Source organism: Sphingomonas sp. IW22 (assembly GCF_041321155.1).
Taxonomy (GTDB): Bacteria; Pseudomonadota; Alphaproteobacteria; order Sphingomonadales; family Sphingomonadaceae; genus Sphingomonas.
Genome location: NZ_JBGGWB010000001.1, coordinates 207,850 through 221,020, shown reverse-complemented (window position 1 = coordinate 221,020; position 13,171 = coordinate 207,850). Strand labels below are relative to the sequence as shown.

General features: G+C 65.0%; 15 protein-coding genes. 13 read left to right on the top strand and 2 right to left on the bottom strand.

Going from position 1 to position 13,171, the window contains the following annotated elements:
- Positions 1-105: 105 nt before the first annotated feature.
- The gene (locus ACAX61_RS01095) at positions 106-1,464 is read left to right on the top strand and encodes a methyl-accepting chemotaxis protein (RefSeq protein ID WP_370712987.1); all 1,359 of its coding nucleotides are present in this window, start codon (positions 106-108) and stop codon (positions 1,462-1,464) included.
- 34 nt (positions 1,465-1,498) lie between these two features.
- Here the strand turns inward: ACAX61_RS01095 and ACAX61_RS01090 are convergent, their stop codons facing one another.
- The gene (locus tag ACAX61_RS01090) at positions 1,499-2,563 is read right to left on the bottom strand and encodes a DUF3667 domain-containing protein (protein WP_528084552.1); all 1,065 of its coding nucleotides are present in this window, start codon (positions 2,561-2,563) and stop codon (positions 1,499-1,501) included.
- 82 nt (positions 2,564-2,645) lie between these two features.
- On the opposite strand from ACAX61_RS01090, the gene ACAX61_RS01085 reads away from it, so the two are divergent.
- The 9 genes from ACAX61_RS01085 (at position 2,646) to ACAX61_RS01045 (ending at position 9,557) form a co-directional block, all read left to right on the top strand.
- Positions 2,646-3,905, top strand: coding sequence for a glutamate-5-semialdehyde dehydrogenase (locus ACAX61_RS01085; protein ID WP_370712985.1), 1,260 nt, complete (start codon positions 2,646-2,648; stop codon positions 3,903-3,905).
- 93 nt (positions 3,906-3,998) lie between these two features.
- Positions 3,999-4,637 carry a nicotinate-nucleotide adenylyltransferase gene (locus ACAX61_RS01080; RefSeq protein ID WP_370712984.1) on the top strand — a complete coding sequence of 213 codons (639 nt, stop codon included), beginning with the start codon at positions 3,999-4,001 and terminating at the stop codon, positions 4,635-4,637.
- Positions 4,634-5,032 (top strand): ribosome silencing factor, encoded by a 399-nt coding sequence (rsfS, locus tag ACAX61_RS01075; RefSeq protein ID WP_370712983.1) that lies wholly within the window; start codon positions 4,634-4,636, stop codon positions 5,030-5,032. Before ACAX61_RS01080 ends, rsfS begins: the two co-directional genes overlap by 4 nt.
- Positions 5,033-5,054: 22 nt before the next feature.
- The gene (locus ACAX61_RS01070) at positions 5,055-5,477 is read left to right on the top strand and encodes a 23S rRNA (pseudouridine(1915)-N(3))-methyltransferase RlmH (protein ID WP_370712982.1); all 423 of its coding nucleotides are present in this window, start codon (positions 5,055-5,057) and stop codon (positions 5,475-5,477) included.
- Positions 5,477-6,637 (top strand): murein hydrolase activator EnvC family protein, encoded by a 1,161-nt coding sequence (locus ACAX61_RS01065; RefSeq protein WP_370712981.1) that lies wholly within the window; start codon positions 5,477-5,479, stop codon positions 6,635-6,637. Before ACAX61_RS01070 ends, ACAX61_RS01065 begins: the two co-directional genes overlap by 1 nt.
- A gap of 89 nt (positions 6,638-6,726) precedes the next feature.
- Positions 6,727-8,067: a carboxyl-terminal processing protease CtpA gene (ctpA, locus tag ACAX61_RS01060; protein ID WP_370714867.1), complete on the top strand. Its 1,341-nt coding sequence runs from the start codon at positions 6,727-6,729 to the stop codon at positions 8,065-8,067.
- 5 nt (positions 8,068-8,072) lie between these two features.
- Positions 8,073-8,549, top strand: coding sequence for a disulfide bond formation protein B (locus tag ACAX61_RS01055; RefSeq protein ID WP_370712980.1), 477 nt, complete (start codon positions 8,073-8,075; stop codon positions 8,547-8,549).
- Complete coding sequence (locus ACAX61_RS01050; protein WP_370712979.1) at positions 8,546-9,094, top strand: demethoxyubiquinone hydroxylase family protein; 549 nt, start codon at positions 8,546-8,548, stop codon at positions 9,092-9,094. Before ACAX61_RS01055 ends, ACAX61_RS01050 begins: the two co-directional genes overlap by 4 nt.
- Positions 9,095-9,152: 58 nt before the next feature.
- Positions 9,153-9,557 carry a hypothetical protein gene (locus ACAX61_RS01045; RefSeq protein ID WP_370712978.1) on the top strand — a complete coding sequence of 135 codons (405 nt, stop codon included), beginning with the start codon at positions 9,153-9,155 and terminating at the stop codon, positions 9,555-9,557.
- Positions 9,558-9,562: 5 nt separating this feature from the next.
- Here ACAX61_RS01045 and ACAX61_RS01040 read toward each other — a convergent pair whose 3' ends face one another.
- Positions 9,563-9,862: a hypothetical protein gene (locus ACAX61_RS01040; protein ID WP_370712977.1), complete on the bottom strand. Its 300-nt coding sequence runs from the start codon at positions 9,860-9,862 to the stop codon at positions 9,563-9,565.
- Between the two features lie 77 nt (positions 9,863-9,939).
- Between ACAX61_RS01040 and ACAX61_RS01035 the strand changes: the two genes are divergently transcribed.
- The 3 genes from ACAX61_RS01035 to ACAX61_RS01025 all read left to right on the top strand — a co-directional run bounded on the left by ACAX61_RS01035 (position 9,940) and on the right by ACAX61_RS01025 (position 13,159).
- On the top strand, positions 9,940-11,388 hold the full coding sequence (locus ACAX61_RS01035; protein WP_370712976.1) for a hypothetical protein: 1,449 nt from the start codon (positions 9,940-9,942) through the stop codon (positions 11,386-11,388).
- Positions 11,366-12,613, top strand: a complete 1,248-nt coding sequence (locus tag ACAX61_RS01030; RefSeq protein ID WP_370712975.1) for a putative DNA modification/repair radical SAM protein — start codon at positions 11,366-11,368, stop codon at positions 12,611-12,613. Before ACAX61_RS01035 ends, ACAX61_RS01030 begins: the two co-directional genes overlap by 23 nt.
- 69 nt (positions 12,614-12,682) lie before the next feature.
- Positions 12,683-13,159, top strand: a complete 477-nt coding sequence (locus ACAX61_RS01025) for a hemerythrin domain-containing protein (protein ID WP_370712974.1) — start codon at positions 12,683-12,685, stop codon at positions 13,157-13,159.
- Positions 13,160-13,171 lie beyond the last annotated feature (12 nt).

Sequence of the window (13,171 nt, the reverse complement as noted above, 5' to 3'; positions counted from 1 at the left end):
CGACCATTGGTCCGTAACTAACCCCGTCTTAACGGCTTGGGTCATATTCCGTCGTGCGGATGCGTTCATCGGGCGCATTCGGGGACAGGGGAAGGCCGAACACGCATGGAAGAAAAGGATATGCCGGAGCCGGGTTCGATCAGCCGCCGCGTGATGCTGGCGGAACGGCTCAAGGTGTTCGATTTCGATGGCGGCATGATCGATAGTGCGCGGCACGTCTGGTCGTTGCTGGAAGCCGACGTGCGCCAGGTTGCGGAGGCTTATTGGCGGCAATGGCTGCGCTGTTTTTCGGACAAGCGCGTCTGGGCGCCGCATGAAACCGAAAAGATGATCGAGCTGGGCGTCACGTTCCTTCGCAACCGTTTCCTGGATATCTCTGGTCTGGCGTGGGTCGAATCGATCGAGCGGTCGGTTGCGGCCGCCTATGCCGCCGACGTGCCGCCCATGGCGCTTTTGTCGATGATCAACGCAAGCGACAGGGCTGCGCTGGATATCCTGCTGAAGCGGGTGCCACATGGTGACGAGCGGCTGGCCGAATCGATCGACACGCTGATGCGGCTGTCCGCGCTGGAGACCGACATCACCGTCGCGATCTATGCCGAGCATATCGCCTTCGGCAACGACCGTGCGCGCGAACGGTTGGCGAGCGAGTTCCGCGACGTGATCGTGTCGAGCGTGGAGCGGGCCAGTCATGAAGGATCGGCCCTGCGCGGGCAGGCGCAGGCAGCGTCCGGCTCCGCACGCGGCATGCTGGGCAAGGCCAGTGAGGTCGCCGCTGCTGCCGAACAGTCGGCGGTGGCGATGCGAGAGGCCGCGCACACCGCCGCCGGGCTGATCCGCGCGATCGAGGATGCGCGCGCCGAGGTCGAAGTGGCCGCCGAAATCGCGACGCGCGCTTCGGCACAGGCCGGTGCCGCGGTGGAAACTTCGGGGGCGCTGAGCGATCATGCCAAGTCGATCGAATCGATCCTTGGCCTGATTCGCGAGATCGCTGGGCAGACCAATTTGCTGGCACTGAACGCCACGATCGAGGCGGCGCGCGCGGGCGACGCCGGGCGCGGCTTTGCCGTGGTGGCGCAGGAGGTCAAGAGCCTTGCCAACCAGACCGCGCGCGCGACCGACGATATCGCGGCCAAGATCGCCGCGATCCAGTCTGCGACGCGCTCAACCGTCGACACATCGGCCTCGATCCGCACCACTGTGGCGGAAGTGCAGGATTCGGCCATGCGAATCCGCCGCGCGATGGAGGCGCAGGCGCAGACCGTCACCGCGATCACCGCCGCTGTCGACGAAACCGCACTGGCGGCCGATTCGATGTCGAACACCATCGCCGCGATTCGCGAGGATACCGAAGCGGTGGCGACGGGCATCGACGCGGTCGGGCAAGGTGTGGTTGCGTTCGAAGGCGATCTGGAAACGCTGAAGGGCAGCGCCGGCGACTTTGTGCGGCGCGTGGCCGCCTGATTCAGGGGCGGGGCGGCATGTCGCCGCTCCGTCCTTATCCGATCAGGCCCAGGCCCAGCACCAGCATCAGAAAGAGGGTCGCGATCACCTGAATGAACACGAGCAACAGGGCTGTGCGAAACAGCGCTGACCCCCGACGCAGGCGATAGCCGCCGCGCAACTGACGATAGATGTGGAATGGCGGGATGACCGCGCCCAGCACCGTCAGGATGGTCAACGATACCCCCATCGCGCCCAGGATGGTCAGCACGATGAACAGCAGCGACATGAACGCGATCGAATAGGTCACGAACACCGCATGATCATATGCGTGAAACTCGCGCCGCCACGCGAACATCACCCATACGAACGGCAGCGACAGCGGGATCAGCAACCAAGAGAATTTATAACTGTTCGCTTGTAGCTTGTAGAGCGCAAGGCCAGGGTTCTTCGACGCCTTTTCAATGCCATAGTCAAGCCTTTTCCAACCGGTCTTGAACCCCGAAATCTCGGCCCGTTCAGGGCGGAAGGTGGGCTGGGCATCCCGAATGACCTGTAGCTCCGCGTCAATTTCGGCGATGCGTTCGCGGGCACGGGCCTTGCGGTCGGCGCTTGCTTCGGGATCGGTCAGGCGGGCCGCTTGACTAGCACGCGTGGCGACCAACTGCTTCTTCGCTTCCTCAAGCCCGCTTGCCACCTGTGCCGTCGGATTGGTCACGTCTGCCGGCGGCGCGATACCCAGGATCGACAGCACCGCGAACAGCGTAAAGACCGAAAACAGGAACATCGCCATGGGCGAGACGAATCGCGCCCGCTGTCCGTCGATATAGCGCCGCGTGAGTTCACCCGGACGAGTGATCAGCAGGGGCAGCGTGCCCCATAATTTCCCCTCCAGATGCAGGACGCCGTGGAGCAGATCGTGCCAGATCGCCCCGATGGAACGGTGGACATGCGCGGCTTGCCCGCATTGATGGCAATGCTCGCCAATCAGCGTCGTGCCGCAATTCAGGCAGCTGCCGTGATGCCCGCCCGCCTGCGCCTTGCCCGCGTGCGGCTCTACCGCGCGGGCCATCAGCCCGCCGGTTGCCAAGTCGCCGATCGCTTCGATTTCCCCGCACATGTTGCGAATGTTACCGCCTTCCTTTGTGCGAGGCGAGCGCATCTTTATTGCACCCGCGCGGCCATTGCGCGACAGCATCGCCATGGAAGCGACCAACTGGCAGCAATGGATGGCCGATACCGGCCGCAAGGCACGAAACGCCGCGCGGGCATTGGCGGCGATGTCGAGTGAAGCCAAGCGTGCCGGGCTTCGCGCGGCGGCGACAGCGATTCGCGAGCGACAGGCCGCAATTCTTGACGCCAATGCGACGGACCTCGAAAGGGCCACAGCGAACGGTCTGTCGGGCGCGATGCTCGACCGGCTGCGGCTGGATGCCGCGCGGTTGGAAAGCATCGCCGCAGGGGTTGAGGCAGTCGCCGCGCTCGACGATCCGGTCGGGCAAGTGATCGACCGCTCGACGCGGCCAAACGGCCTGCTCCTGTCGCGGGCGCGCGTACCGATCGGGGTGATCGGTATCATTTTCGAAAGTCGCCCGAATGTGACCGCCGATGCCGGTTCGCTGGCGGTGATGGCGGGCAACGCTGCAATCCTGCGCGGCGGCTCCGAAGCGATTGCCACCAATCGTGCGCTGCATGCGGCGCTGGTTGCCGGGCTGGAGGCGGGCGGCTTGCCGGGCGATGCGGTGCAACTGGTTAACACGACCGACCGGGCGGCAGTCGGTGCGATGCTGGCAGGTGCGGGCTGGATCGACCTGATCGTGCCGCGCGGCGGCAAGAGCCTGGTCGCGCGCGTCCAGGCCGAGGCGCGTGTGCCGGTGCTGGCGCACCTCGACGGGATTTGCCACACCTATATCGACGGGGCTGCGGACCCGGACAAGGCGGTGGCGCTGGCGGTCAATGCCAAGATGCGACGCACAGGTATCTGCGGCGCTACCGAAACGCTGCTGATCGACCGCGCCTTTCCAGAGGCTGCGCGCGTGCTGGACGCACTGGCGGCGTCGGGTTGCAAGCTGTTGGGCGATGCCGCGACATGCGCTGTCGATCCGCGAGTCGAGCCTGCGGAGGAGGCCGACTGGGACACCGAGTATCTGGATGCCATATTGAGCGTGGCGATGGTCGACGGCGTAGCGGGCGCCATATCGCATGTCGCGCGCCACAGCTCTCATCATACCGACGCCATCGTGACCGAAGACGAATCGGTGGCGGAGCATTTCCTGTCGACCGTCGATTCGGCGATCGTGATGTGGAACGCATCGACTCAGTTCGCGGATGGCAGCGAGTTCGGGCTGGGCGCGGAAATCGGCATCGCCACGGGGCGGCTGCACGCGCGCGGTCCCGTCGCGCTGGAGGGGCTGACGACCTATAAGTGGCAGGTGCGAGGGACTGGCCAGACCCGCGCTTGAAGCGGGGGCGGGCAGGGCGTAGCGTCGGGTGATGATCTCAGCCCCCGTCGACTGTCCTGGCGCCGTGTCGCCGCGTGCGGGGATCGTGCGCTGTTGAGACGTATCGGTTTGATGGGCGGGTCGTTCAATCCGGCGCATGGCGGGCATCGGCATGTCGCGTTGCAGGCGTTGCGCGCGCTGGCGCTGGACGAAGTGTGGTGGCTGGTATCGCCGGGCAATCCGCTGAAGGAAGCGTCCGGCGACATGGCGCCTTATGCCGCGCGGGTGGCGTCCGCGCGGGCGATGGCGCGCCTCGCCCCGATTCGCGTGTCGACGATCGAGGCGCGGTTGAAGACGCGGTACACCGTCGATCTGCTGAAACGCCTGCCCGGTTTATACCCCAAACGGCGCTTTATCTGGATCATGGGCGCCGACAATCTGGCGGGGTTTCACCATTGGAAGGGGTGGCGCGATATCGCGTCGTCGGTCCCGATTGCGGTTGTGGCCCGTCCCGGTTATGATGGCGACGCCCTCGCAAGTCCCGCGATGGGCTGGTTGCGGCGCGGCGTGCGGCCCGCAGGCCAGGCAAGACGATGGGACGAGTGGAGATTGCCGGCGCTCGTGCTGCTGCGCTTCCGCCCTGACCGCCGTTCGGCGACCCGTATTCGCGCCGCCGATCCCGCCTGGCATCGTCGTTTCATGTCCGATCGACGGTCCCTATCACCCGTTGCACGTTCCCAGGAGCAGCATTGACCCAGTCCCGTCCCGTTTCGTCCCCGTCCGACCCCGATCCGGCGGCGGCGTTGCACACGCTCGTCCTGTCGTCGCTCGACGACGACCAGGCGCTTGAAACGGTTTCGATCCCGCTGTCGGGCAAGTCGAGCATCGCCGATTTCATGGTCGTGGCCTCGGGCCGCTCCACGCGGCAGGTGGCTTCGATGGCGCAGAAGCTGGCCGAACGGATCAAGCGCGAGTTCGGCGTGTCGCCGCGCGTCGAAGGTCTGCCCAGCGCCGACTGGGTGCTGATCGACGCAGGCGACGTGATCGTCCACCTGTTCCGGCCCGAAGTGCGCAGCTTCTACAATCTGGAACGCATGTGGGCATTTGGGGAGGCACCAACGCCGCCCGAGCAGCCCGCTCAGTCCTGATCCCGCACAAAGAGCGCCCGCGATGTTGCTGCATGTGGTTGCGCGCGGGCGCATCGGTCGTGGTCCCGAAAGCGAGCTGGTCGAACGCTATCTGAAGCGTATCGGCTGGCCCATCCGCGTCACCGAACTGCCCGATACGGGTGGGCGGATGCCCGCGCTTGAGCCGGGCACGCGCGTCGTCATGCTGGACGAGAAGGGTGATCAGCCCGGTTCGATGAACTTTGCGGAGCGGCTGGGCCGCTGGCGCGACGACGGGGTGCGGGAGGTCCGTTTCCTGATCGGTGCCGCCGACGGTTTCGACGATAGCGCACGCGCACAGGCCGACTGGCTGATCGCCTTTGGCCGGATGACCTGGCCGCACCTGATGGCGCGGGCGATGCTGGCCGAACAATTGTGGCGCGCGACCAGCATTCTGGCGGGCCACCCCTATCACCGGGAGGGTTGATGCGGCGGGCGATTGCCCTGGCGGCGATCGGACTGGTGCTGTTGCCCGGCACGACCGGCGCGCAACAGACATCGATCGCCGAGCAGCGCGCCGAGCTGGAGCGCGCCAATCGCGCGTCCGCCAATGCCCGCGCCCGCGCCCGCCGCCTGCAACGCGAAGCCGCTGACGCAACCGACGCGGCTCGCCGGGCACGGCGCGAACAGGCGGCCGTGGCCGCGCGGGCGGAGGCGGCGGAGGCGGATATCGCGGCGGCCCGTGCGCGTATCCGGCTGGTGGACGAGGCGCTGACACGGCAGCGGCGCCGGCTGGAGGTGCGGCGTGCGCCGACCGTCCGGCTGGTCGCCGCCCTCCAATCCATGGCACGCCGCCCCGCGTCGCTGGCGCTGCTTCAGCCCGGTTCTGCCCGCGATGCCGTGCATGTCCGCGCGCTGCTGGCCTCGATCGCGCCGGTGGTTCAGGCGCGCAGTGCCAGTGTGCGCGCGGAAATGGAGCGGACTCGCCAGCTGCGGAATGGCGCCCGGCTGGCTGCCGCCAGCCTGCGCGACGGGCGCGCCAGATTGGAGCAGGAGCGGCTGCGGCTGATCCAGCTCGAATCCGAAAGCCGGTTGCGGTCCCGCACGTTGGCGCGGGGCGCGCTGGTCGAATCCGACCGCGCTCTCGCGCTGGGAGAAGAGGCGCGGGAGATTGTCGACCGGATCCAGGCGGCAAGCGCGGCTGAAACGGTTCGCGCCCGCCTGATGACAATGGACGGCCCATTGCTGCGGCCCGGCGCCACCGGCGATGCGGCGAACGGCGCGCCGCCCTATCGCCTGCCGGTGGTGGGCCGCGTGGTCACGGGCCTTGGCGAAATAAGTGAAAATGGCATCCGCGCGCGGGGTCTGACGATGGCGGTGCAGCCGGGGGTGCAGGTTGTCGCGCCCGCCGATGGCCGGGTGCTGTTTGCGCGACCCTTCGGCGTCTATTCGACGGTCCTCATTCTGGATCACGGCGAGGGGTGGACCAGCCTGTTGTCGGGTCTTGGCGAGGTGACGGTCGGGCGCGGCGACGTCGTGGAGCAGGGCGCGCCGATCGGGCGTGCCGTCACCGGCGCCGATCCGCGCGTCATGGTGGAGCTTCGCAGGCGGGGCGTGCCGTTCGATCTGGTGGCGATGTTGCGCTGAACGCCCATATATTCTTCGCGGGCGCTTTGCCTGGCACGCGACTTGCCGCTATCTCTACGGTCGTGCGTATTCGAAAGGACAAGCGTTTCATGGCCCGCCCGATGCTTCAGGCCCTTGCCGCCACCGCTGCCATCGCGCTGGTGCCGCTGGCGACGGGCGCGATGGCGCAGGTCGACAGCAACAGCTATCGCGAGCTGGACCTGTTCATGGACGTTTATAATCGCGTGAAGGGCGAATATGTCGACAAGGTCGACGACAAGACGCTGGTCAAGGGCGCGATTCAGGGCATGCTCGCCGCGCTCGACCCGCATAGCTCCTATGTCGACGCGCTCGATTTCGAGAACATGCGGATCCAGACCGAGGGCAATTATGGCGGCCTGGGCCTGACCGTCACGCAGGAGGATGGCGCCGTAAAGGTGATCGCTCCGACCGAGGATACACCGGCATTCCGCGCCGGGATCAAGGCGGGCGATTATATCACTCACATCAACGGCAAGTTGATCTTTGGCGAGGCGCTGGACGAAGCGATCGAGGATATGCGCGGGCAGCCGGGCACCAAGGTCACGCTTACAATCGTCCGTCCGGGTCGCGACAAGCCGCTTGAACTGACCATGGCGCGCGAGATCATCGTGCAGAAGCCGGTGAAGTGGGAAATCAAGAATGGCGTCGGCGTCGTCAACATCAACACCTTTTCCGCCTCCACCGGCGCTGACACGCGCGCGGCGATCATGGCGATCGACAAGTCGCTGGGGCACAAGCCGACCGGCTATGTCATCGACCTGCGCTCCAATGGCGGCGGGCTGCTGACCCAGGCGATCGAGGTGTCGGACGCTTTCCTGGAACGCGGTGAGATCGTTTCGCAGCGCGGGCGTGAAAAGGCCGATATCGAGCGTTATTACGCCCGGCCAGGTGACGTGACGGGCGGTCTGCCGATCATCGTGCTGGTCGATGCGGGCACCGCGTCCGCCAGCGAGATCGTCGCCGGCGCGCTTCAGGATCACCACCGCGCGATCGTCATGGGTGAGCGCACATTTGGCAAGGGATCGGTCCAGACGCTGCTTCAGCTTGGCCCGTCAAACGCGCTGCGGCTGACCACCGCGCGCTATTTCACGCCTTCGGGCCGTTCGGTGCAGGAAGGCGGGATCGAGCCGGATCTGGGCGTGCCGCAGCTGTCGGACGAGGATTACAAGACGCGGCCGGTGTTCCGCGAAGCCGATCTGCGCCGCCATCTGATCAACGAGGCCAAGGTCGATAACAAGGTGCTGGAGGAAGACGCCAAGACCGACCCGCGCTTTGCCGCTACGACCGAGGAGTTGAAAAAGCGCGGCGTTGAGGATTTCCAGCTGGATTACGCCGTCAAAACCATCGCACAACTGGGATCGCCGCAGCAGATGGCGGCGGTTGCCCGGCCCAAGCCGGCGAAGCGCTGAGCGCGATGGACCGTTCGTTGTCGACTGCGCGCGGGCTGGCGCTGGTCCTGCCTGCAGCGCTGCTGGCTGGTGCGCTGGGCTCGCAATATGTGGGCGGGCTGTATCCGTGCGAAATGTGTCATTGGCAGCGTTGGCCCCATTATGCGGCGCTGGTGCCCGCGCTGCTAGCCTTCGTCGTGTCGAACCGCGGGTTGCAGCGGATGCTGGTGACGTTGGCAGCACTGGCCATCGCGGTCAGCGGCGCGATCGGCGTATTTCATGCCGGGGTCGAATATCACTGGTGGGATGGCATTACCGCCTGCACCGCTCCTCCGGCGCGCGGCGGCGACTTGCTGGCGGACATATTATCGCGACCGATCATCCGCTGCGACGTGGCGCAATGGACGCTTGGCGGTATTTCGCTAGCCGGATTCAATGCCATCTTTTCGCTGGGCGGTGCGATCGCCATCTTGGCGCTCGCATGGAAAAGGCACAGGGCATGACAACTATCGCGCAGCGTTGGCGACCGGGCGACCGGCGCGAGAAGATCGAATCGATGATCCGCGTCGATCAGGCTGGTGAATATGGTGCCACGCGCATCTATGCCGGACAGCTCGCCATATTGGGTGACCGGGGACCGCATGCCCCTGAAATCGCGGGCATGGCGCAGCAGGAAGAGCGGCATCGCGCCTATTTCGACCGGTTGATCGTCCAACGCGGTGTGCGGCCGACGTTGTTGCAGCCATTCTGGAACGTGGCCGGTTTCGCGCTTGGCGCAGTGACAGCCGCAATCGGTCCCGAAGCGGCCATGGCCTGCACGGCAGCGGTCGAGACCGAAATCGATAAACATTATGAGGATCAGCTGGCCGATCTGGGTGACGCGGACCTCGAGCTTTCCGCCCATGTGCGGGAGTTTCAGGCTGAGGAGCTTGAGCATAAGGAAGCCGCATTGGCCGCTGGTGCCGAACAGGCGCCCGCTTATCCGGTGTTGAGTGCGGCGATCCGGGCGGGGTGTCGCGCCGCCATCGCGCTTTCCAAACGCATTTGATAGGCTGGATTTGGCACTCGCGGTCGCTTGACGCGTTTCCTGCGGTAGGAGAAGTTTCATGTCGTTGAAATTGGTCATGATTGCTGCCGCGGGACTGGCTGGCGCTACGCTGGCGCCGATGCCGGCATTGGCCCAGAATGCCGCCCAGAACGGTGTGCTCTATATCTACGGTAACGACCGCTGCCCGACCAATGCGGACGGGGAGGAAATCGTGGTGTGCGTCCGCAAGAGCGAGGCGGAGCGTTTCCGTATTCCGCAGGAGCTGCGCGAGCTGGAAATCACGCCCGAAAACCGGTCATGGGCGGTGCGTCAGGAAGAGACGTTGCGCGCAGGTGATTCGGGTATCGGCAGCTGTTCAGCGGTCGGCATCGGCGGCGCCACCGGCTGCTTCGGTCAGGCCGCGACGATCAACAAGGTCGATCGCCGCGCGCGTCGTGAGGCGCAGAACGTCCTCGATGACTAAAGCGGTTAGCGCGAGAGGCGGCGGTGATTGGCGCCCACCTTCTTGCGGTAATGGCTGATCGTCTTTTGCGAGATTGACAGGGGGGTGGTGCCCATTGCCCCTGTCATCCACGCCCATTGCAGTTCGGCCAGAGATTGCAGCTTTTCCTCCACCATCCGCGTCGCTTCGCGGTCTGCGCCGGGTTTTGACCAAGCAAAGCCGTGTATGCGCGTGGCAATGACGGCCGCAGCCTCCATTCCCAAAAGCCAGGTTTCCGTGCCGAGCAGCGCCCAGGCGGCGTAGGGTGGAATGGACGTGCTTTTCATATGCTCGCCCTAAACCCTTATGTTGCGGCGCACCATGGCTGGTTGGCGTACGAGCCACTTTTCGCTAACCCACAGCGATGAGCCGTTCGTCGTCCGTGCTGCTGTTCGCTCTGGTGTGGATTTCTGCGGCGTGGTTCGGGTCATGGCATGGCAACCCGAACAATGCGGTACGGCTGTTCGCCGCGATTTCGATCGTCGAGGAAGGCGATGCCACCATCGATCAGTTCCAGCATCTGACGATCGACAAGGCGCGCTTTGGCCAGCATTTCTACCTCGACAAGGCGCCCGGCATGACGCTGCTGGCCGCGCCGGTCGTCGCTGCGGTCGATCGCGTGACGGGGGACCGTGTCGCGGGTAAGAGCCTGTCGATCGGTAGCGGGCCGTTCGATCGCTATCTGATCGCTCGCCAATGGGCAGCGGCAGCCGCGATCAACGCGACCCTGTTGGCGCTGGCGGCAGTGGCGCTCATGGATACAGGCCGCCGGGCGACCGGATCGATCGGGGCGGGGGCGTTTGCGGCGCTCAGCTTCGCGCTCGGTACCCCGTTATGGGGATGGGCAACCACGCTGTTCGGTCATGCGGCCGTGGCTTCGCTGCTGATCATCGCCGTTCGTTTCGTGACCAAGGGCACCGATCGCGACCGCAGCCGATATGATGCCGCCATTGCCGGATTTGCGCTGGGACTAGCGTTGTTGATCGAGCACACAGCGCTGCTGTTCGCCATTCCGGTCGGGCTGTTCGCGCTGTGGCGGATGCGGATGCTCGGCGGTGCAGGGGCGGTCCGCGCCACGGGCAAAGCGGTGGTCGCGGGCGCGGCAGGGCTGATGCCGCTGCTCGCCTATAATGTCGCCGCGTTCGGCGATCCCTTTCATCTTGGCTATCAAAGCGTCGTTGGGTGGGAGGGCATGGAGCAGGGGTTGTTCGGGCTGACCTATCCCCGGCTGTCGCTGGTCAGCGAAATCCTGTTCGGTACGCATCGCGGGCTGCTGTGGGTGGCGCCGATCCTGTTGGTCGCGCCCATCGGCATTCTGCGCGCGTGGCGGTTCGGCCCCCGCGAACTCGCGATACTGGCCAGTGTCGGGGCGGTGACAGCGGTGCTTTACAACGCGGCCTATGTATACTGGGACGGCGGCAACTCGACCGGGCCGCGTCATGCGATGCCGGCGGTTACCTTTCTGGCGCTGGTACTGCCAATGCTGTGGGCGCGGGCGGGACGGCTGGACCGTTGGTTGCTGTCGGGCCTGCTGGCGGTGAGCATCGGCATCAACCTGACCATCGCGTCGGCAGAGATCATGGCGGCGTGGAACGTGCCCCACGGGCTGATCGACGGGGTGTGGCGCGGGCGCTTCCTGCCAGGCGACATAAGGACTGTTCCCAGCCAATGGTTCGGCGTCAGCCCGTGGATGGGGCTGGGCATCTGGGCCGGTGTCGCCGCCGTGCTGTTTTTGGCCTTTATGTTGGCAATCGCTCGACAGCCGCATTCTGCGAACATATATCGAACGGATGGCGCAACTCGACGTTCGTGAAAAGCTGGCGATCCTGGCCGATGCCGCCAAATATGACGCTTCCTGCGCATCGTCGGGAACCACCAAACGCAATTCTGCCGGCGGCAAGGGGATTGGTTCGACCGAAGGAATGGGCATTTGCCACGCCTATGCGCCCGATGGGCGCTGCATCAGCCTGTTGAAGATATTGCTGACGAATAGCTGCATTTTCGACTGTCACTACTGCATCAACCGCAAAAGCTCGAACGTGCGACGTGCGCGTTTCACGGCGCAGGAAGTCGTGGCGCTGACGCTCAGCTTTTACAAGCGCAACTATATTGAGGGGCTGTTCCTCTCATCGGGCATCATCCGGTCGCCTGATTACACGATGGAACAGATTGTCGAGGTCGCGCGGTCTCTGCGCGAAGATCATCAGTTTCGCGGCTATATTCACCTGAAGACGATCCCCGACGCCGATCCCGAACTGGTGCGGCTGGCGGGGCTGCATGCCGACCGCGTGTCGATCAATGTCGAACTGCCGACGGTGCCCGGCCTCAAGCGACTGGCGCCAGAAAAATCCGCCACCCGGATCGAGGGTGCGATGGGCGAGATGAAGTCGGCCATCATCGATACCGCCGATGCTCGCAAACGCTATCGCTCTGCCCCGCGTTTTGCTCCAGCGGGACAGTCGACACAGATGATCGTTGGCGCCGACGCTGCCACCGATCGCGATATCGTCGGCCGGGCCGCCACGCTGTACGACCGGTTCAGCCTGCGCCGCGTCTATTATTCGGCGTTCAGTCCCATTCCGGAAGCAAGCGCGGTGCTCCCGCTTCAGCGCCCACCGCTAATGCGCGAGCATCGACTGTATCAGTCGGATTGGCTGATGCGCTTTTACAACTATGCGCCGGCCGAAGTCGCCGCCGCTGCCGATCCCGCGACCGGAATGTTGCCGCTGGACATCGACCCCAAGCTGGCCTGGGCGCTGAAGTTTCGGGAACGGTTTCCCGTCGACGTCAATCGCGCCCCGCGAGAGGATTTGCTGCGGGTGCCGGGGCTGGGGGTCAAGGCGGTGAATGCGATCCTGTCCGCTCGGCGCTGGCGTCGGCTGGCGCTGGAGGATGTGGGGCGGTTGACCGTTTCGATTGCGAAGGTGCGCCCCTTTATCGTTGCCGATGGCTGGCGGCCGGTCGCGCTGGCCGACCGTGCTGACCTGAAGCCGCTGGTGGCGCCGCGCCGTGAGCAGTTGGAGTTATTCGCGGCATGAGAACAATTCGCAGATGAAACGACGCCAGAAGCGGGGTGTTGAGCGGTCGAGATTTCTGGAGAACCCGACATGGCTGACGCCCGCATCTTTGCCGATCTGAAAAAGGATCATGACCTGCATCGCAAGCTGCTGAAGCAGATTGATGCCGCCGATCCAGACGCGCGTGAGGAGTTGTTCGAGGAATTTCGCGTCGAAGTCACCGCCCACGCCGCGGCCGAAGAAGAATCGCTTTACGCGACCATGCTCTCCAAGCCCAATCTGCGTGACGAGGCCCGCCATTCGGTGGCCGAGCACAAGGAGATCGACGACTTTTTCGAAGAGATGGCCGACCTCGACATCGAGTCGGACGAGTGGAAGTCGAAGTTCGACGAGATGCGCCACCGTTATGAACATCACATCGACGAGGAAGAGGAGGACATGTTCCCCGAAGCCGCCGATGAATTGCCTGACGATGAGATTGCTCGCCTGGCCAAGGTGTTCGAGAAGCGCAAGCCGCGTGAGCTTGAGCTGGCTGAGGACAGCGAGCCGGGCGACGACCGCGACTGATCGAAATAGGCG